The sequence below is a fragment of the Asticcacaulis sp. P2_B1 genome, from assembly GCF_056404915.1.
The window spans coordinates 242,525-262,425 of the sequence record NZ_JBFUDD010000006.1 but is presented as its reverse complement, the minus strand read 5'-3'; the positions used below and the strand labels follow the sequence as shown (position 1 = coordinate 262,425).

Here is a 19,901-nt window from a genome sequence, read left to right as displayed (position 1 = left end):
CCCTTAGGCCGCGCCATACTCCTCAAGTTCACCTACAAAATGTAGGACCTGAGGATCCTCCACAACGAAAACAGCGCAGGGCAACACGACCTGCGCTGTTTTTGTGTCCAGCCCTATTCGCCGGCCTTCTTGGCATAATAATCGGCCAATACCGAGAATGCCATCTTGCGTTGGCCMGTCTCGGACACCAGGCCCTTGCGGTTCCAACCCTGCTGATAGACGTTCTGGCGCCTGGGCGAACGGAAATCCTTCAGGATCCATGGCGACAGCCCGGCCAGGAACGGGACCTTGTCGGCCATGGCCAATGTGCCGCGATAGAAGTCGGCCTGGTAGTCCTCGCTGAAGCGGTGTTTCTCGACCGGATCGTGATAGCCATAGAGCGCCTCGGCGCCGAATTCCGAGATGATCAAAGGCTTGTGCCAGGTGCTGTGCCATTGGGTATTGGGCACGTCGGCGATCTTGTCGTTGCCGTACCAGCCGTTATAGGTGTTGATCGCCATGACATCGAGTTGCGCCACCAGTGGATCTTCGATGGTCATGTCGATATGGCCGTCGACGATCTTGCGGTCGGTCAGCAGGGCCGCCGACACCAGCCGCGAACCGTCCAGCGCGCGGGCCTCCTGCGCCAGGCTGGTCAAAAAGGCGTTGCGGGCATCCGACACCAGGGTCTCGTTGGCGACGCTCCAGATAATGACCGAGGCGCGGTTACGGTCGCGCAGGATATTTTCCGCCATCATCTTTTGCGCCAGCTTCAATGTATCGGGACTGTCGAAATGGACGCTCCAATAGACCGGAATCTCGCTCCACACCAGAAGCCCCAGCTCGTCGGCCATGCGCGTCGTCACCTCGGAATGGGGATAGTGCGACAGGCGGACATAGTTGCCGTGCAGACCGTACTTGATCTCGCTGAGCAGGGCGCGTGAGGCCTCGGGCGTCATGTTGCGCACGGGATTGATGCCGAACTCTTCCTCGTGCAGCGAAATCCCGCGCAGAAAGATCGGTTTGCCATTGAGCAATATCTTTTCGCCCTCGACCTGAATGGTGCGGAAACCGATGCGGTCGTTCAACACGTCGTCGCCGGTCTTGACCGTGACGGCGTAAAGGGTCGGGCTTTCCGGGCTCCACAGTTTCAGGCCGGCCGGTTTGGGCGCGCTCAAACTGACCCGGCCATCGGCGTCGGTCGTGCCCTTGAGCACCAGTTTCGTGCCGGTCACCGTGACCTCAACGGCTTGGTTGGCCTTGCCGGGGCCTTCCAGCGCCACATCCGCCTGGATGCGGCCGTCGTTGCTCAACCGGATGAAATCGTCATCGACCCAGGTCTGCGGTGTTACCACCAGTTTGACGTCGCGGGTAATGCCGCCATAGGTTTCCCAGTCGGTGACGGTCGGCGGAACGGTGTCGGCCGAGCGCGTCGAATCGACGGCGACGACCAGGTTGTTGCTGCCGGCCCTCAGGATATCGGTGATATCGAAGCTGAAAGGCGTGTAACCGCCTTCGTGTTCGCCGACGCGGTGGCCGTTGAGATAGACCATGGTCTTGTAGTCGGCGGCGCCGAACCTGAGAAAGACGCGTTTGCCGCTGGCGGCCGGCGCTTCGAAGCTCTTCTGATACCACATCAGGCCATTGTAATAACGCAGGCTTGGATCATAACCGATCCAGGCCGACGGCACCGGGCCGGTCGGCGCGCCTTTGAGATCGTATTCGAACAGGGCGTTGGGATCGGCCTTTTCCGTCGCTTCGACATCGACGTCCGAACCGCGCCCCTTGCTGACATCACTGGGTTTACCGAGGAAATCGGCCATGCCGTCGCGATAGGGGTCGACGCTGTAGTGCCAGGCGCCCGACAGGCTTACCCCCTCGCGCATATCGGCGTCGACCAGGATATAGGCGGGTAACAGGCCGGCATCGACCTTGTCAGCGGGCCCTGCAGGATTGGCCATGACCGGGGCTGCCAGCAGGCAGGTGAGGGCGCTTAAACAAGCCCAGGTTTTCGCGAGTCCTACCATGATCGTCTCCTGTTTTTTCTCAGACTAGTGGCTGGTAATCTATCTGACAACCGGCCATGACGCGAATGTGTCACCCCTTGACTGTGGGTTTGGAGTAGAACCCAGGCCCGCTCTTCCCTTGACAGGACCGTGCCATGCAAACCCTGACCCCCGCCGAGATCGCCCAACTGGCCGAAGACTTGCCGCAGTGGCAGCACAATGGCGAAAGCACCGCCATTACCCGCAACTTCGTGTTCGATGATTTCAAGCAAGCCTTTGCCTTCATGACCAAGGTGGCGGCCGAGGCCGACCGCGCCGATCATCACCCCGAATGGTCGAACGTCTACAATAGGGTCACCATCACCCTGACCACCCACGATGCCGGCGGACTGACCAAGCGCGACGTCGCCCTCGCCAAGTTTATCGACGCCGCCGCTTAACTTCGGCATCCCCCCTGCCTCCAGTTACCCCTTGGCCATGCCGTGCATCAGTATCGGGTCCAGGCTAGGCGCCCCCGAGCTACTATGGCCCTGGTCCTGGTGACCTGTTTTTGGGTTCGTATACGCCTTCATGCTCAGGAGGCGATATGACCGTTCGGTTGACACTTAGGGAAAGCGGATGTTTACTGACTTCAGATAACGGCGTCAGGGGAGCAATTCGCGTTGGGCAAGGCAGCGGACATCGTCCAGACTCCGTCCGACATGCTGGAACGCTATTATGCCGACTATCGTCAGTTGGCGCGTCAGGTGCTGTCGCGCGATTCGGCCCGCGCCTATATTCAACCGACCGAGCTGGCCCACGAAGCGGCTATCCGCCTGTTCAAGCTGGAGCGCATGGATCTGGCCGGGCGCACGCATTTCCTATCCCTGTCGGCGCGGGTGATGCGCCAGGTGCTGATCGACGAAGTCCGTCGTTTTCGGGCGCAAAAGCGGCAATTGCCGCCGGTCCTGACGCAATGGCAGTCCGACCCGGCGCCGCAGCATTTCGACATCGAGGACTTCAACGAGGCGCTGGCCCGGCTGGAAGCGGTCGATCCCGAACGCGCCAAGATCGTCGAGCAGCGCTTCTTTGCCGGCCTGACCCTGGAAGAAATCGCGGAGATCAACGGGGTCTCGGAAAGCACGGTCAAGCGATCGTGGCGCGTGGCGCGGGCGTGGTTGATCAATGAGCTCGCCAGCGACTGAGGCGGCTGCCCGCCATAAACTCATCCTCGATACGTTCGACGCCGTGCTCGACATTCCGCCGGCGGAACGCGATGCCTGGCTGCTGAAGCGCTTTGCCGAGGACCAGGCGCTGCTCGATGCGGTCAAGGCGCTGATCGCCGCCGACGCCCTGGCACCGGCCGCCATGCCGACGGAACTGCCGGGCGCCAGTGGCACCGTCATCGTCGCTCCTTTGCGCATCGGACCGTACAAGCTCGACAGCATGATCGGCAGTGGCGGCATGGGCGACGTGTGGAAAGGCATCCGCGACGACGGCCTGTTCGACCAGGATGTCGCCATCAAGCTGATGCGCCCCAGCCGCTATGCCGCGGAGTCCCTGGGCTTTTTCGACACCGAGCGCCGGGCGTTGGCGCGGTTGAAGCATCCGCATATCGCCCGCCTGATCGACGGTGGCGTGACGCCGGAGGGCCTGCCGTGGTTCATCATGGAGCTGGTCGACGGCGAGCCGCTGCACGTCTATGCCGACGCGCATCACCTGACGACCGATCAGGCGGTGACGCTGATGATCGCCATCTGCGATGCCGTGCAATACGCCCATTCGCAGTTGGTCGTGCACGCCGATCTCAAGCCGTCCAACATCCTGGTCGATCGCGCCGGCGCGCCGCATCTGGTCGATTTCGGCATCGCGTCCCTCGCGCAGGCTCACGCCGAACAGACGGAAACCATCGCCTTCCCCAGTACGCCCGCCTATGCCAGCCCGCAGCGCCTGAAAGGCGAGGCGCCGACGCCGGCCGACGATATCTGGTCGCTCGGTATCCTGCTGTCGGGGCTATTGACCGGGGCATGGCCGGAGCAGGCCGGCGACACCATGGCCAAGGTACCGGTCACCGACCTGCAATCCATCATTGATCGCGCGCTCAAAGCCGGTGCGGACGATCGCTATCCGACGGCCCAGGCCATGGCAGACGACCTGCGCGCCTGGCAGACTCATCGGCCCGTTGTCGCGCGAAAAGGCGACTGGCGTTACGAGTCGCGCCTGTTTGTTCGCCGCCATCCCAAGAGCACCTTTGCCGGTATTGCCGGCATCGTCGCCGTCCTGGTCGCCCTGACCCTGATCAGCGTCCTCTATGTTCGCGCTGAAAACGCCCGCCGCGAGGCTCAGGCGCGGTTCGACGATGTCCGCGCCCTGGCCGGCTACATGCTGGGCGATTTCCATGACGAACTGGTCAAGCTGCCGGGGTCGACGGGCCTGCGCGAAAAGAACGCCACGGTCGGCTGGCAGTACCTGACGCGGCTGTCGCAGGACCGCCATGTGCCGGTTGAGGTGACGCGCGATATCGCCGTCGGCTACGGCCGCCTGGGCAATGCCGAAGCCACGACCAGCAGCAACGGCAACGGCAAGGTCAAGGAGGGCGACTGGGCGCTCAAACAATCCGAGGACCTGCTGCGCGGCCTGGTCAAGCAATATCCTGACCGCGACGATTTCAAACGCGAACTGGCGCGCACCCTGACCTGGCGTTCGGGCGTGATTCTCGGCGCCCACAACGATCCAAAAGGGGCGCGCGCGGCACTGGATGAGGCATTCGCCCTTTATGACGGTGTTCTGGCGCGCCATCCCGACGATCTCGAAGCCGGTTACGGCCGCTGGAACGCAGCGATCGGGCTGGGAGATCTCTATTTCGGCGCCGACGACATGCCGGCCTTGAAAAAACTGATGGAAGAGACCCAGGCGCGCTTTAAAAACCTCGGGGTCAACGACAAATACCGCTCGCTACGCGCCCTGCTGGAAGCCGCCACCGAGAACAGTCTGGGTGATTCCAGCTACTATGTCGTCGGCAAGGCAGCGGGGGTCGTTCATTACAAACGCGCCGAAGCCATCATGGCCAAGGCGCGCGCGGATGGGGTCATGGATATGCGTATTCCCATGCGCCAGGCCTATTACGACTACCAGCTGTCCTCCTCCTATCAGGACATGGCGCAGCCCGCCTTGGCCCTGCAATGGGCGGACGCCGGCAATGCCATCATCACCGACCTCAGCCACTATGACGACAGCACGGGGACCACGCATATCCAGGACATATTGAGCCTGCAAAGGTCGACGGCCCTGGCCGATCTCGGCCGCGGCGGCGAAGCGATCAGCGAGGCCGAAGCGGCAGTGGCCCGGCGGCGTCTGGGCCTGGTGCGCCAGCCCGACGACCTGGACAATATCGCCCACCTGGCGTCAGGTCTGCACACGCTCACCAACTTCTATGTCGCCGCGAAACAGCCGGACAAGGCGTGCGCAGCGGCTCGCGATTCGATGCGCTATCTCGATGCCCTCGCCAAAAAGGGCGGCATACCCGAACGCAACAAGCGCATGGACGTCGAGCCGCTGACGGCATTCCTCGCGACTTGTCCGAAAGCTTAACCGGCTCGTATCCTTGATTGGCTCAAAACCTTGGCTAACAAGGCACTTGACCCCCAGCCTCCCGCATTTAATTTTTATTTTTCAGGCCTTACATCGTGTTACTAATCTACCCGTAACCCAAGCGCCAATCGTTTGGGGCTGCTCCAATCTGAGGACTATTATGCTGGAAAAGAAAAACACGATTCTGATTGTGGACGATGAAGAAGAGATCCGCAAAATGTTGTCTATTTTTCTCGAAGCGGCGGATTTCAAGGTGTGTGAATGTGAAAGCGGCAAGCAGGCCCTGCGCCTGTCGGCCTCGGTCCGTCCGGACCTCGTCCTGCTCGATCTCGGCTTGCCCGACATCGACGGCAAGGAGGTCATCACCAAGATCCGCGAGTGGTCGAACATGCCGATCGTCGTGCTGACGGCCCGCGCCGAGGACATGGATGCCGCGGCGGCGCTCAATATCGGCGCCGACGACTATGTCACCAAGCCGTTCTCGGCCGAGGTCCTGCTGGCGCGCATCAATGCCAATCTGCGCAAGTCGGCGGTGAAGGAAGTCGGCGAGCCCGAAATCGTCCACGGCCCGATCCGCATGGACCTGGTCCGCCACGAAGTCTTTATCGACAATGAGCGCATCGGCTTTACGCCGAAGGAATACGACCTTCTGCGTTACTTCCTCGTCAACCGCGGCCGCATGTTGACGCATAAGCAGATCCTGAAAGAAGTGTGGGGCCCGGCCCATCTCGAGGACACGCAATATCTCCGCGTCTATATCGGCCAGGTGCGCGACAAGCTGGAAACCAAGGAAGGTTTGGGCAAGTCGATCGTGTCGGAATCCGGCATCGGCTACCGCATGGACATGGTCAATTAGCGCCTGATGCTGGGCTAAAAATCCTTTATGCGTTCCTTACCTTCTTGCGCGATCTGGCCTTTGTATATTTATGGGGGCCATCATACTCTAACTACAGCTTACTGCGTTTCAAAAACTTTGGAACGCGCGGCTTTTGTAGGAGAACGCTATGCTCAACTGGATTGTGACCTTCTTTATTCTGGCCGTGGTCGCGGCCTTCTTCGGCTTTACCGGTCTGGCGGGCACGTTTGCCGAAATCGCCAAATTCATCGCCGTTATCTTCGTTGTCCTGTTTATCGCCAGCCTGGTGTACAGGATGATAACGGGGCGCAGCGCCAATCCCCCCCTGTGAGGCGCGTGTGACCTGAAAGAAAAAGAGCCGATCCTCCCCGGATCGGCTCTTTTTTTGTGCGAGAATGACGGTTTTCTCTACTCTCAAACCTTCTTGTGATTGAGATAGTACAGAGTGAACACAGCCCCGCCTTCGGGATGGTTGCGCAGCATGATACGGCCATCCAGCAACCGCATGATGTGCTGGCAAATGGTCAGCCCCAGTCCCGTACCGGCCTGCTGCTGGTCGGTCTTCTGCAGTCGCGTATATTTGTCGAACACGGCGGCTTGCTTGTCGTTGGGAATGCCTTCGCCATGGTCGCGGATGCGGACAAAGCCTTCCTTGCCATCCACGCCATAATCGATCTCGATCACCGGCACGGCGTTGGGCGTCTTGCGTTGGCCGAACTTGAAGGCGTTGTGCAGGACCAAGCCGATCGCCCGGCTGCCCAGCATCGGATCCGTGACGATGTCGTCGCCCGTGCCTTCAGGATTGATGTGTATCTCGCCGCGCGACTTCAATGGCCCCAGCCGGGTCRGGCTGTCCTGGATCATCTGGCTGAGCTTGCCGGCCTCGAAGCGCGGCTTGACGGCGTCGGCCTCGAACTTGGCCATGTCGAGAATATTGGTGATGAAGTAGTCGAGCCGGAAGGCTTCGGTGAGGGCCGAACCGATCAACGAGCGGCGCTTTTCCTCGGTCAGCTTGTCGTACAGCATGGTCATGACCTCAAGCGAGCCGATAATCGTGGCCAGCGGTGTTTTCAGGTCATGCGATACCGACGACAGCATCTGGCGATGCAGATATTCACGGATCTCGTCGTGTGTCGGAGTCGGCATGTCGTCGGGGGTCATGGGTGTTCTTACCAGCAAAGAATGTGCCGCGTAAACCACACATCCTCGAAACGCAGCTTAAGCCGTCACGTACAGCTCAAAATGGGAAATGAAAACAGGGAGTGAGGATTTACCTCACTCCCTGGGAGATGACCACGCAGGCCGGCCAGGGGACAACCGTCAGGCGGGGTCAATAGGGTTCAGTGCAGAATGTGGAAAACATAAAGGAGAATAATTACCGGAATAGGCACGCCGACGAGCCATAAAATGATACCTTTCATCTCTCACCTCCTGAATTTAGTCGTTCGCCTTGCTCGAACTGGCTTCGGCATTTTGTTCTTTCTGCTTGTCGGCCGCGGCCTTGATGTCGGCAGAGGTTTGCGAGATCGCCGTGGATGTCGCAGCGGCGGCCTTCGACAGAGCGCTGGACGCCGCGGCGCCGGCATCTTTCAGATCGTCGCCGGTCTTGCGATAGGTGTCCTTGTCGGTCAGCTCGTCGGCAGCATGGTCGGCGGCGTCGTCGAACTTGGATGGCTCGGCGTCGATGGCGTTGCCGATCCGGTCGCCGACGGTTTCGTGGCTGTGGCGGTTGAGCAGCCAGATACCGCCGACGATGATAATGGCGATAATCAGCAGCGTCAAAATGGCATTGCCGGGCGAGGGGCGTGACGTGGTCGTGGACATGTTCAGGTTCCTATTCGTTCATCGTGTTTTCGTAGATGCGCGCAAACAGCGTGAGCTCTTCGAGATCTTCGTCCTCGTCGAACAGGACGGGCGGCACGTCATCGTCGAAATATTCACCGTCGATGCTGACTTGGCGGATCGGTTGCGGCTTGCGGACGGGAAAGGGGATAACCTGGTTCATGGTGTAAGTTCCTCAGACTTGGTGATGTTCCTTGGTGGAACGGGGGCTACATCTTGGGGTCCGTGACGGGCGGGATTTCCGCAGGCAGTTCGGGATTGCCGTAGGGTTCCTCGACAGGATTGACTTCGGGCACATCCGGCGCCGGATTGGGCTGGTATTCGGGTTGTTCCGGCGTGTTGGGATCAGCGGCTGTGGTGGTCATGACGGGGATCAATCCATTGATGCGGCGAAGCGCCTTTGACAAATTTTCGGTATGTTTTTCCTGTTGCGGCGTCGGCGGATTGCCGCCTTCGCCTTCCAGACGCAGATAGTCGTCGAGCGCCATGGACAGTTCCTTTTGCGCTTCGGCGAGGGTCGTGCCGGCATTTTCGCTGATCTTCTGCGCCGCCTTCATGCCTTCGAGATAGGTCATGGTCCAGGCGTTGAGCTCTTCGATCTGGTCCTTGACCTCGCTCTTGAGGCGGACATTTTCGCTGTTGCCGAGCAAGCGCTTCAGGTCGTAGGCGACCTTCTCGATATTTTCGATATGGTCGGCGGCCGGCGCCTGGATGTCATTGAGGGGCGTCGAACTGATAACCGGCGCCGGGACTTGCGGCGACGTGCTGGGCGTCTCCAGCGGTGTCATCTTTTCCTTCTGGTCGAGCATGGTCCGGTCCTCCTGCTACCGTACGCCTGCACAAACTTCGGGCGTTGAGTCACGATAGGCCAAGGCCTGCAAGGACGCAGTGCGAAACGCGGGTGGTTAGGTAAGGGCCGTGTAAGGGGTGAAGCGTGGGGAAGGCGGTGGCGGAAACCCTACCGCAGCTGCCCCAGCTTGAGCGCCAGGATATCCGGCAGGACCGGCTTCGAGATATAGTCGTCCATCCCCGCCATCAGGCAGCGTTCGCGGTCGCCGGCCAGGGCGTGGGCCGTGACGCCGATAATGGTGTTGCGCCGGCCGCTGCCCTCTTCCAGTTCGCGGATGCAGCCGGTGGTTTCCAACCCGTCCATGCCGTGCATCTGGACGTCCATCAGGATGGCGTGAAAACCCTGAGGCCGCGCCTTGACCAGGGTTATGGCCTCGGCGCCCGAGGCCGCCGCCTGGATGTCGTAGCCCAGCTCTTCCAGCATCAGGGTCAGAACCATGATATTGGGGGCATAGTCCTCGACGATCAGCACGCATGGGCGTTCGCTGCCCTCGGCGACCTGGACGTGATAATCGGCGCCGATGGCCGCGGCCCGGTGGTCGGGCTCGGCGCGTTCGAGACGAAGGGTGACGTGGAAGGTCGAACCGTCGCCGGGATGGCTTTCGACGCGGATTTCGCCGCCCATCAGCTGGATCAGCGACCGCGCGATCGACAGGCCCAGCCCCGAGCCGCCGAAGCGCCGCGTAATCGTTTCGTCGGCCTGGGTGAACTTTTCGAAGATCAGCGGCAGCTTTTCGTGCTCGATGCCGATGCCGGTATCGCTAACGCTGAAATGCAGCATGACATGGTTGCCGCCATCGCCCTTGGCGTCCGCATGGATGAGAATCTCGCCCGCATCGGTGAACTTCAAGGCATTGCTGACCAGATTCATCAGCACCTGTTGCAGACGCGTGCGATCGCCCATGACGGCAATGCCGGCCGTCGTGTCGTGCAGGGCGATGGTCAGACCCTTGCGCATGACGTCCTGTTCGAACATCACGCGGATATCCTTCATGATCGCCGAGACCTCGAACGGCAGGCACTCCAGGTCGATATGGTCATCCTCGATGCGGCTGATATCGAGCAGGTCGTTGATCAGTTTCAGCAGCAGGTCGGCATTGGTGCGCAGGGTATCGACGATCTTTTTCTGTTCGTCATTGAGCGGCGACTTGGCGAGGACCGAGGCGAGACCGGTGACCACATTCATCGGCGTGCGGATTTCGTGGCTCATGGTCGCCAAAAAGCGCGTCTTGGCCTGGTTGGCGTTTTCGGCCTTTTCCTTTGCCAGGGTCAGTTCGTCCCTTTGCCGGGCGTTTTCGCGCAGCAGCCGTTCCTTGGTATAGGCGGCCAGCATGATGGCCGGCAACAGGTCGAGATAGGTCTGGTTGATATCCTTGACGGCATAATCGGCGGCGCCGCGCTCCAGGGCTTCGAGTGCGATGCGTTCGTCGCCGCCCACGGTCAGGATGACGGCCGGCGGAGATTGCGGCAGCTCGTTGAGGTTTTCCAGCAGCTCCAGGCCGCTCATGCCCGGCAGGTTGTAGTCGACCAGCAGCAGGTCGTAGGTCCGGACTTTCAGCTGCTCCAAAGCGGCTTCGGCGGTCTCGACCGTATCGACTTTCAGCCCCGAGCGTTCCATCCGCTTTTGCAGCAGGCGCGCCAGGGCGGCATCGTCCTCGACATAGAGGATGTGCTGCAAAGTCGCGGGCGCCGTCATCGGATGGGTAGGGGGCGCGTGGCTGTCGGCGGTAGGGGGCATGGAACCTTTGGATGGGGACGGAGTCAGTGTCACTCTTTGATATGGGGTACGCGCACGACGGTGAGCATGAGACCGAGTTTGCGAATCGCTTCGGAAAAGTCGTCATAGCCGACCGGCTTGGTCATGAAGGCATTGCAGCCCAACTCATAACAACGATCGATATCCTTCGGATTGTCGGTGGTGGTCAAAACGATGACCGGCATTTTGCGCGTTGCTTCGTCGGCTTTCAAGAGGCGCAGAATCTCAAAACCGTCGATACCCGGCATGTTGAGGTCCATCACCACCACGGTCTTGTCGTAAGCCTTGAGCGGACCGTCGAAGAAATAGGTCACGGCCTCGGCGCCGTTCTTCAGATGGGTGATCGGATTCATCACCCCGACGCGCTGCAAATTCTTGCGGATCAGGCTGGCATGGCCCTCGTCGTCCTCGATCAGGACGATCGAAAAGGGTTCGGCATAACTGCTGATCATGACCGCGTCTCCTGATCCGCGGCGGGCGCGGCCGGGGCGGCAGGTGCCTTCTTCGGCAGGCTGACGTAGAAGGTCGTGCCTTCATCGACGGCGGACTCGAACCAGATCTGGCCGGACATCTTGCGCAGGGTCGCCTTGACGAAGGCCATGCCCAGGCCCAGTCCGCGGACATCGACCGTATTGCGGGCACGACGAAATATCTGGAAGACGCGCTCCACGTCCTGGGCATCGATGCCGCGGCCGTTATCCTGAATCGAAAAGACGTAGTCGCGCGCCGTTTCCTGACAGGTGACGGCAATGCGCCCCGGCACGTCGGGACGCAGAAACTTGACGGCATTGTCGAGCAGATTGCTGAACACCTGTTCGAGTGCCACCGGGTCGGTCATCAGCTCCGGCAGGGGCTCGACCGTGACCTCGACCTTCTTGCTGGTGAGTTCGTAGCTTTGCGCGCCCAACACCTTGTCCATGACCGCCTGGGCACTGACCATCTCAGTGCGATAGACATATTTGCCGATGCGCGACAGGTCGAGAATGGCGGTCGTCAGGGTATCCATGCGGTCGACGGCATTACCGATAAAGCCCAGAGCCTCGGGGACGTCATGTTTCAACACGGTGTCGAGCTTTTGCCAGGTCACTTCGCCCAGCACTTCGCGCCGCGGCTCCAGCAGGGCGTTGACGTCGGTGACCGCCATGGCCAGCTCGTGCGAAAAACCCTTCAGATTGACCAGGGGCGAACGCATGTCGTGGGAAGTGATATAGGTGAAGGCCTCCATATCGGCATGAAGCTGGCGCAGTTCTTCCTCGCGGTTCTTTTGTTCGGTGATGTCGGTATGGGTGCCGATCAGGCTGCGAATCGCGCCGAACTTGTCCCATGTACCGACGCCGCGCGCCATGACCCAGCGCCACGTGCCGTCCTTGTGACGCATGCGGAAGACATTGTTATAGACCGGTGCCTGCTTGGTCAGGTACTGGCGCCGCACTTCAAGCGACGCGTCGCGGTCGTCGGGATGGATGAGCGCTATGGCGGCCTGCGCCGAATTTTCGATCTCATCCTCGGAAAAGCCCAACATGGCCTTGAATTCCTTGGACATATACATGGTGTCATTGACGAAATTAATCTCGTACAATCCATCATTGACGCCGTCCATGACCGCCTTGAAGCGCGATTCCGCCTTCTGGCTTTCGTCCTCGAAAATCTCGTTCTCGACTTCCAGCCGGATGATGACGACGGTGCCGATCAGCAGGATGCCGATGCCGAGCACCGTGCCGATGATCAGGATATAGTCGAAATTATTGCGTTGCGCGTCGACATCGGCGACCTGGCCCTGCAGTTCTTTCAGCCGCGCCGCATTGGCGACCTCCAGCGTCTGACGCAGGCGGTCCATGTCGGCCTTTTCCTGATCCAGTTCCGACGGCGAGATCGTGCCCTTGCCGTAACGCTGGACATAGGTCACCTGGCGCGCCAGCAGGTCCTGGATGCCCTCTATCTGATCCAGCCAGTTGCTGGTCTCGGCAAAGGAGTTGGGCTCGTAATACATGGCGTTGCGCAGGGTGAAGATCTCATCGCGCAGCCGGGCATTGGCGGTAGTATAGGGTTCGAGAAACTTGGTCTGGCCCGACATGACATAGCCGCGCACGCCGGTTTCCATATTGAGCACGTCCGTCAGTATCCCGCGGCTCTGGCGGATCACTTCGTACTGGCGAATGGTGTAGGCGTTGAGGTTCTGCACCCGGGTGTGCTGGTTATAAATAACCATGCTGAAACCGCAGAGCGCGATGGAGATGACGCTGAAAAACCCGAGATACAAGTGTCTTGCATTCAATCCCCACGGCATCCGCATCTTGTTATGGCCCACCCTTCCGCCTGTGGCGCCGTGGTTAACGGCTGACGCAGGATATGCCCTATGCGGGTCGTTTATGACAGAGGTCTTTTCACGCCGTGGCGGGACGCGTTTGGAGTCGGCGGTGCTTTTCCCGCTTTGCGCAGGGTCCCCGTCCAAGCGGGCGCCGGATATCTGCGTCGCAAAGCCACCCATAAGTCTTACTAACCTGCTGAAAGTACAGCATTATGGCCAAAACTAACCACAATGCCGTAATGGAACAATAAGCGAGTCCGATAAAATAATAAAAAACCCGTAAGTGCAGGCGACAAGCTTACAGGTAAAAATTTAGTATCCGTAATGCGAAACAATTAGCCGCGTCGGCGCAAACCTGTGAAGAACGAGCCGGCGACATCGCTCACCTTGTCGATGACCGGCGCCGTCAGGGGACGTTGCTGACGGAAAATTTCCTTGACATCGTGCCGCACGGTCGACCAGACACGAAAACCGGCAAAGGCTGTGATGGCCAGGGTCACGACGGTCAGACCCGCGGTCACCAGGGCGGCCGTCGAAATTTGCGCCCCAGCCACCAGCATCTGGCTGTAAATCAGCCATAAGACGGCGCTGACCATCATGGCGAGGAGAAATGTGCCGAAGACACCCAAGAGAATAACCACGGCCAGGCCGGACAGGGCACTCAGCACATAGGGCTTGGACGCCGTCAGCTTCTTGTTGACGACCAGCATCTCGACAAGGCGCGAAACGATGGACATGAAATGGGACCCAAAATAAAAAAAGGCTTGAGTCCTTCAGGCGAAACTAGGTTCGCGTGAAGGACTCAAGCTATGCCGGTCGTCATCTCGGGGGGCGAACGACCACCGACATAAGGGGAAGAGGTTTAGCGTCGCGTCAGCAGGGCGCCCAGGATAAAACCGGCGCCGAGCGCGATGGCGCTGGAACGGATCGGGTTCGACTTGATTTCGGCTTCGACGTTGTGGGTCACCTTATTGGTCGTATCGAGCGTCTTGTCGAAGAAGCCGCGGACCTTCTGGCCGGCCTCGTTGGCGTAGTCGCTGACATTATGCAGGATGTCGCGGCCGTCGGCTTCCACGTCGCGGGCGGCATTGCGCACATCGTTTTCGGCCAGGCCCTTGGTGACATTGGCGGCGGCTTTGGTGGCTGAGGACAGCATGGTGAAACTCCTGGGGTTAGGCTCGGATTTTCGGGGAGACAAAAGGGGCTCACGTTCACGGTTGCTAAAACCCGGGATTCTTAGGCTAGGGGGGGGCGATGAAGAAGCCCCGGATCAGGAACCGTGAACGTGATATGGCAAGCTTGCCCTTCGCCAATTAAGGAAGCCATATGGGTGCTGGCAGGCGAAAATAAGGGAATGATAAAAATGGCATTTTCTCGCTTAAGGAGAACCCGGTTTATCCCAATTTTACGTCAGGGCGAGGGCTCCGCGCATCATCCTTATGCCGCCGCCGCTATAGTGGGACCGTCGCGGGGATAAGCGTTCCCGGGCGTTCATCACATTTTATTTTGTATCGGAGAGTCCCATGTCCATCAAATCGAGCATCAAGGAAACCACCGGCAAGGCCGAGGAAGAGCTGGGCGAAGCCCTGCACAACGAGAAGATGGCCGACAAGGGCCGCCAGATGCGCAACGAAGGCCGCATCGGCAACGGCAAGCTGCCCAAGACCAGCATCCCCGGCACCGAAAAGGTCCATTCTTAAGATTTGGCCTTCAATGGCCTCAGACATAAAAGAGCCTCCCTGTCGCGAGACCGGGAGGCTCCTTTTTGGGTTCAGAGATTGCGGCCTACAACCCCAGATGCGCCAGCAGATCCTTGATCTTGATCGAGGCAAAATGAATGCTGCTGTCGGCCACGCCATACGGCATGAAGATCCAGTCGCCGACGCGCATGGCCCCGCAGGTATAGATGACATTCGGGACATAGCCTTCGCGATTGTCCTCCGATGGCGACAACAAAGGTTCCTTCGACCGGGCGATGACCTTGCGCGGGTCGTCCTTGTCGAGCAGGGCGGCGCCGAGCGAATAGCGCCGTACCGCACCGACCCCGTGCGTCAGGACCAGCCAGCCTTCATTCAGCTCGATCGGCGAACCGCAATTGCCCAGTTGCACCAGTTCCCACGGCGCTTCCGGCGCCATGATGCGGTCGCCATTGTTCCAGGTATATTTGTCGTCGCTCTCGAGATAGAAGATGCTCTCGTGGTCGAGCCGCCCGACCGCCGCCCAGCGGCCGTTGAGCTTGCGCGGAAACAGGCCCAGCCCCTTGTGCTGTGACGCGGCGCCGCGGAACGGCGTCAGCTTGAACGAGCGGAAATCGCTGGTTTCCAGGCACTCGCACGCCGTTTCCTTGCCATTATAGGCGGTATAGGTGCCCATAAACGTGCTGGCGCCGTTTTCGTCGAAAAAGCGCACCATGCGCAGGTCTTCCAGCCCGTTGGTTTGCGAGCGGGTAACCGGAAACAGCACGGTTTCCGAAATCGGACAGGCCTGGTGGCCGTGGACCGTGACGACACCGTCGAGCGGCGCATTGCCGTGCGGCTTGGCGGCGACGGCGAAGTCGGCCTCGGGCTTCAGCTCGATCGTGCCGTCGCCATGAAAGACGCCCTCGCGGAAGGAAATGGTCGAGATGTGACCCTCGCCGACCGTCCGCGTCGACATGATAAAGTTGAGCCCGTCCGCCGGCGCGCCGGTCTGGTCCGGGTGGCAGACGACGCTCGGATTCATGACCGCCGCCGCCTGATAGCTGTATTCGTGACAGAAATAGGCGCCGATCAGCGCCATATGGTCTTCGTCGAGCGCCTCCATGCCGCCCTGGATGGCCTGGATCTGTTTGAAGCGGTCGAGGAAAATACCGCGCGTCTGCCAGTGGCGGCCGGTGAAGTCGCGATTGACGATTTCCAGCTCGGTCTTCACCTGGTCGCCAGTCAGGGCGACGATGGCATCGCAGATGCGCGTCACCCGCGACATGGCGCCCATGGCGCTGTCGCGTGGGTTGACAGAAATTGTGAAGGGCAGGATGACGACGCGCTCCGGATTGGCGCGCAGTGTCGTCGGACTGATGATCATGTCGGTCAAGGCAAGGTCCCCTGTTCGGAAAGGGTGGAGGGTGCGGGACGAAGAATCGCCCGCGCCAGAAGATCGGTTTTCCGGTCAGCCGTTGTGCGCCAGGTCCGCCGGGAACGCACGCGATTTTTCACGCGATTTCTATAGCCCGGCCTTCATGGCGACCCAGCTCAGGGGATAGGCGAGGATCGACTCCGCGCCCTGGTTTTCATTGACGCCGTTGGGCGTCAGGCCGTCGAAACAGCCGCCGTCATCGCTGATCAGCGGAATGTTCAGGCAATTGTCGCCGTGGAACCAGGCAAAAGCCCGCGTCGCCTCGTTCTTCCAGAAACCATCGCCTGTGACGCGATAGGCCGTCAGACAGGCGTCGATCGTGGCCAGAACCTCGATCGGCTGCTGGTCGAACAGAGGATGACCGTCTTCGCGCGATTGCCCTTCGGCAAACAGGCAGGTGGCCACCGGAGCGAATTGGCCGCGGACGGTCTGCTTCTGCATCAACCAGCGCAGGGACGAGACGCCGTCGCGCAACATATTTTTATCCGCGAGGAAGTGGCCGGCCAGGATCAGGCCTTCGCTGAGGCGCGCATTGTCATAAGACAGGCCGGGCTCGAACCATACGTGCTTCTCGCGGCTGTTGATCTTGAACAGGGTGTGCATGTCGCTGCCCATGCGGCGGATCATGCCCTGGATGACCTGGCCGTCGCCGACAACCCCGAAGGCGCGATTAAGCGCCTTGATCAGGATGGCCTGGGAACGCGTGGCGTTCCATAGCGGCGTACTTGGCAGGACGCGTTGCGACAATTCGCCAGCCCAGCTGCGCAGGTCGGACGGCAGGTCCGAACGGGCGACATCGATCAGGCTTTCGAACGAGCGCGCGCAGCAATCGTCGGAACCGCCGTCGTCCAGCCACTCGCGGCCGTAACTCATGAAGTTGCGGAAACGGCTGTCATTGTTCCAGGCGTGGTTCATGAAGGCGGCGTAGCGATAGGCCAGTTCGACCTGGCGCGGCGTCAATTCGGTCACCGTGGACTGGCGCGCCACCAGGGACAGGGCGCGGCAGACATCGTCGCTGCAATAGCCGTGCTGACGATCGGGCAGGCGGTATTTGCCGTGCTGGAAGATGCCACAATCGTCGGTCATACGCTCGATGGCGGCCCAGGACGGTGCGTTGCCCAAGGGCGCCGGCTTGTCGACAGGGGCTATGGCGCGTTCATGGACGTCCGTCTCGGCGCGGGCGACATAGGCATGGGCGACGGCGGACCAGCGCGACGACAGGCCCGCCATATAGGCGCGGCTCGACATGGCGGCGCGCTTTTTGTCGGAGGTCAGAAGGTCGGAAATCGCCTTGGTAAAGCACGCCGTGTCGTTGAACGGGCACAATGTGCCGACGCCGTTGGCCAGGACTTCCTGAGCGTGCCAATAGGGCGTCGAAACGATCGGCCGGCCGAGCGCCAGGGCATAGGACAAGGTGCCCGAAGTGATCTGGGTTTCGGTCAGATAGGGCGTGACATAGACGTCGCTGGCCTGGAGGATGTCGATCAGGTCGTTGTCGTTGATGAAGCGGTTGATGAAGCGAATATTGCCTTCGACCCCGAGGTCCGCCGCCATGGCCTTCAGGCCGTCACGATATTTTTCACCTTCGTTGCGCAGCAAATGCGGGTGGGTGGCGCCGATGACCAGGTACATGACCTCCGGGCAGGCCTCGCGAATGGCCGGCAGGGCGGCGATCACGGTCTCGATACCCTTGTTGGGCGACAACAGGCCGAACGTGGTCAGGGTCTTGCGGCCGGCCAGGTTGAGCAGGGACTTGTATTCGGCGGTATCGCGCAGCGGCCGCGACGGGGCGCCATGCGGAATGACGGCGATCTGGCTTTCCGGCACGCCGTAGACGGCCTGAAGGATGTCCGAGCCCTTGCGCGCCATGGTGACCAGGGTCGAGGACAGGCGAATCAGATCCTGCATGACGCGGCGCTGTTCGTCGTTCGGCGTTTCCAGCACGGTATGCAAGGTGGTGACGATCGGCATGCGCACGCGTTCCAGCAGATTGATCAGATAGGCGCCGGACGCGCCGCCATAGATACCGAATTCATGCTGCACGAACAAAACCTCGGTGCCGTTGCTGTTCAGTTCGTCGGCCAGGGCGCGATAGCCGGCGATTTCGTTCTGCGGCAATTGATGGGTCACTTCGGACGGATAGTCGTAGGATGCGCCTGGATCGTTCATGGCGACGACACTCCATCGCGCCTTGGGCAACGCCTTGGACAGGCAGGCATACATGTCGCGCGTAAAGGTCGCCAGACCGCACTGACGCGGCGGGAAATTGCCGATAATGGCGGCCCTGGACAGCTTCGAATCGACGACCGGAGAATTGGAAATGAAAGAAATGTCGATCAGGCTGAAGTCTTCGTGATCCTTGTCGAGGGTCTTGGCGACTTCAAAACTGTTGGCTTGTAACATATCCGGACTCCGTTGACTAAGACTGCGCCCAACAGGCAAGGATATCGCTACGTCTTGAGACAACCTTTAGTGGGACTGGAACTGGCTTTAGTAAGCCAGGCATTAAGACCGGTGAGGCAATTGTTCACCGCATGACGGGATAGTCGGGTTTTCCTTGTAAAGATTCAGTAGGGAAGTCCCGCGCTGCAATAAACGCTTTGTGATGCAAGCTCACAGCGGCGTTATTCGGTATGAACCGAAGCGATAGAAAGAGATGTCGAGAAAACAATGCCGCCATGCCGGTAAGACGCGGCGTGGCTCAGGCGGGACACAGGGCACAGTCCCTGGGTTTCACCCTATATTATATTGCACTGCAATACCAATCAATTCGCAGGCATCGATTGCGGAACGCAGAAGGTGTTGGCAGTCAGACGCCCGACCCGGGGATCGCGACTTAAGTTTGAGCCGTCGAACAGGGCGCAATGCAGCACGTGGCTGCGATAGATGACCATGCGATTGAACACCGGTTCGACGGCGTCGATCATCTCGTAATTGGCGGTGCCGGGACCGGCAAAGCCGATCGGTGGCGTTTTTTCCAGTTCGTCGGCGACGGCCGCCATATAGGCTTCGCGGCGACTGACCGTGACCGATTCGTAACCGGTCGCCTGATGGCGGAAAAACCCTGTGCCGCCTGTCTGGCCGTGGCCGAGATAGTGCAATATGGCCAGGCAGGCGGGATTGGGCTGGTCGTAATGCGGTATCTTCTGCAAGGCCGACAGCTCTTCGGCGGTCTTGGTCGCCAATGCGAAAAAGCCCGATATCGTCAAGGGATGGCTGCGCGGAATATCGAAGGCGCGCTCGAGCGTCGGTCGCAGGACCGGCATCAGCGCCGGCAGATAGGTTTCAGGAAGCGGCGCATTGCCGCCGGGATACCAGGTGCCTTCCGGCGCGGCGAAATCGGCCGCGGCGGCGGCCTCGACCAAATCGTCGGGGTTCAACAACAAATCATCGATCACGATCAGCGGGTTCTGCTCGCGGCCGACAAACCGCCGCTGCACCTGCGCCCCCGGATTAAGTTTCAGCTCGGTCATGCTGTCATCTTTAAAGCCGTATGATTCGACAGAAAGCTTCTCCAACTTGATCCTCCGCGCTTGCCGGGGAGGGGGACCATGGAGCGAAGCGGAATGGTGGTGGGGTGGGCAGAGCTTTCATCGCGCTCTGGCGTGACGAGCCTATCTT

At 60.3% G+C, this 19,901-nt stretch carries 19 protein-coding genes; 6 read left to right on the top strand and 13 right to left on the bottom strand.

From position 1 onward, the window contains the following. Positions 1 to 113: 113 nt before the first annotated feature. Entirely contained in the window at positions 114 to 2,006 is a 1,893-nt protein-coding gene (locus tag AC1DX3_RS15535) for a glycoside hydrolase family 2 protein (RefSeq protein ID WP_476990225.1), read from the bottom strand. A 134-nt stretch (positions 2,007 to 2,140) separates the two neighbouring features. On the opposite strand from AC1DX3_RS15535, the gene AC1DX3_RS15530 reads away from it, so the two are divergent. The 5 genes from AC1DX3_RS15530 (at position 2,141) to AC1DX3_RS15510 (ending at position 6,742) form a co-directional block, all read left to right on the top strand. Then, entirely contained in the window at positions 2,141 to 2,425 is a 285-nt protein-coding gene (locus tag AC1DX3_RS15530; protein WP_476990224.1) for a 4a-hydroxytetrahydrobiopterin dehydratase, read from the top strand. Between the two features lie 222 nt (positions 2,426 to 2,647). Beyond that, complete coding sequence (locus AC1DX3_RS15525) at positions 2,648 to 3,169, top strand: ECF-type sigma factor (RefSeq protein WP_476990223.1); 522 nt, start codon at positions 2,648 to 2,650, stop codon at positions 3,167 to 3,169. Beyond that, the gene (locus AC1DX3_RS15520; protein WP_476990222.1) at positions 3,150 to 5,555 is read left to right on the top strand and encodes a serine/threonine-protein kinase; all 2,406 of its coding nucleotides are present in this window, start codon (positions 3,150 to 3,152) and stop codon (positions 5,553 to 5,555) included. Before AC1DX3_RS15525 ends, AC1DX3_RS15520 begins: the two co-directional genes overlap by 20 nt. Positions 5,556 to 5,715: 160 nt before the next feature. Beyond that, positions 5,716 to 6,411, top strand: coding sequence for a response regulator transcription factor (locus tag AC1DX3_RS15515; protein WP_476990221.1), 696 nt, complete (start codon positions 5,716 to 5,718; stop codon positions 6,409 to 6,411). Positions 6,412 to 6,559: 148 nt separating this feature from the next. Next, a complete protein-coding gene (locus tag AC1DX3_RS15510) occupies positions 6,560 to 6,742 on the top strand; it encodes a DUF1328 domain-containing protein (protein WP_006273738.1) in 183 nt (60 codons plus the stop codon). An 83-nt stretch (positions 6,743 to 6,825) separates the two neighbouring features. Here the strand turns inward: AC1DX3_RS15510 and AC1DX3_RS15505 are convergent, their stop codons facing one another. The 9 genes from AC1DX3_RS15505 to AC1DX3_RS15465 form a co-directional block, all read right to left on the bottom strand. Beyond that, positions 6,826 to 7,572, bottom strand: coding sequence for a sensor histidine kinase (locus tag AC1DX3_RS15505; protein WP_476990220.1), 747 nt, complete (start codon positions 7,570 to 7,572; stop codon positions 6,826 to 6,828). A gap of 276 nt (positions 7,573 to 7,848) precedes the next feature. Further along, positions 7,849 to 8,235, bottom strand: a complete 387-nt coding sequence (locus tag AC1DX3_RS15500) for a hypothetical protein (protein ID WP_476990219.1) — start codon at positions 8,233 to 8,235, stop codon at positions 7,849 to 7,851. Positions 8,236 to 8,245: 10 nt separating this feature from the next. Then, complete coding sequence (locus AC1DX3_RS15495; protein ID WP_476990218.1) at positions 8,246 to 8,416, bottom strand: hypothetical protein; 171 nt, start codon at positions 8,414 to 8,416, stop codon at positions 8,246 to 8,248. 46 nt (positions 8,417 to 8,462) lie between these two features. Beyond that, a complete protein-coding gene (locus AC1DX3_RS15490) occupies positions 8,463 to 9,062 on the bottom strand; it encodes a hypothetical protein (protein WP_476990217.1) in 600 nt (199 codons plus the stop codon). Positions 9,063 to 9,211: 149 nt separating this feature from the next. Beyond that, positions 9,212 to 10,840 carry a response regulator gene (locus tag AC1DX3_RS15485; RefSeq protein WP_476990216.1) on the bottom strand — a complete coding sequence of 543 codons (1,629 nt, stop codon included), beginning with the start codon at positions 10,838 to 10,840 and terminating at the stop codon, positions 9,212 to 9,214. Positions 10,841 to 10,869: 29 nt separating this feature from the next. After that, positions 10,870 to 11,310, bottom strand: coding sequence for a response regulator (locus AC1DX3_RS15480; RefSeq protein WP_476990215.1), 441 nt, complete (start codon positions 11,308 to 11,310; stop codon positions 10,870 to 10,872). Then, on the bottom strand, positions 11,307 to 13,067 hold the full coding sequence (locus AC1DX3_RS15475) for a sensor histidine kinase (protein WP_476990214.1): 1,761 nt from the start codon (positions 13,065 to 13,067) through the stop codon (positions 11,307 to 11,309). Before AC1DX3_RS15475 ends, AC1DX3_RS15480 begins: the two co-directional genes overlap by 4 nt. A gap of 434 nt (positions 13,068 to 13,501) precedes the next feature. Next, on the bottom strand, positions 13,502 to 13,903 hold the full coding sequence (locus AC1DX3_RS15470) for a hypothetical protein (protein ID WP_476990213.1): 402 nt from the start codon (positions 13,901 to 13,903) through the stop codon (positions 13,502 to 13,504). A gap of 125 nt (positions 13,904 to 14,028) precedes the next feature. Then, positions 14,029 to 14,322 carry a DUF883 family protein gene (locus AC1DX3_RS15465; RefSeq protein ID WP_476990212.1) on the bottom strand — a complete coding sequence of 98 codons (294 nt, stop codon included), beginning with the start codon at positions 14,320 to 14,322 and terminating at the stop codon, positions 14,029 to 14,031. A 367-nt stretch (positions 14,323 to 14,689) separates the two neighbouring features. Between AC1DX3_RS15465 and AC1DX3_RS15460 the strand changes: the two genes are divergently transcribed. Next, positions 14,690 to 14,866 carry a hypothetical protein gene (locus tag AC1DX3_RS15460; protein ID WP_476990211.1) on the top strand — a complete coding sequence of 59 codons (177 nt, stop codon included), beginning with the start codon at positions 14,690 to 14,692 and terminating at the stop codon, positions 14,864 to 14,866. Between the two features lie 85 nt (positions 14,867 to 14,951). On the opposite strand, the gene AC1DX3_RS15455 is transcribed toward AC1DX3_RS15460, so the two are convergent. The 3 genes from AC1DX3_RS15455 to AC1DX3_RS15445 form a co-directional block, all read right to left on the bottom strand. Next, the gene (locus AC1DX3_RS15455) at positions 14,952 to 16,229 is read right to left on the bottom strand and encodes a glycoside hydrolase family 130 protein (RefSeq protein WP_476990231.1); all 1,278 of its coding nucleotides are present in this window, start codon (positions 16,227 to 16,229) and stop codon (positions 14,952 to 14,954) included. A 138-nt stretch (positions 16,230 to 16,367) separates the two neighbouring features. Then, the gene (locus AC1DX3_RS15450) at positions 16,368 to 18,683 is read right to left on the bottom strand and encodes a glycosyltransferase family 4 protein (RefSeq protein ID WP_476990210.1); all 2,316 of its coding nucleotides are present in this window, start codon (positions 18,681 to 18,683) and stop codon (positions 16,368 to 16,370) included. 362 nt (positions 18,684 to 19,045) lie between these two features. Further along, positions 19,046 to 19,753 (bottom strand): DUF6445 family protein, encoded by a 708-nt coding sequence (locus tag AC1DX3_RS15445; protein ID WP_476990209.1) that lies wholly within the window; start codon positions 19,751 to 19,753, stop codon positions 19,046 to 19,048. Between the last annotated feature and the right edge of the window lie 148 nt (positions 19,754 to 19,901).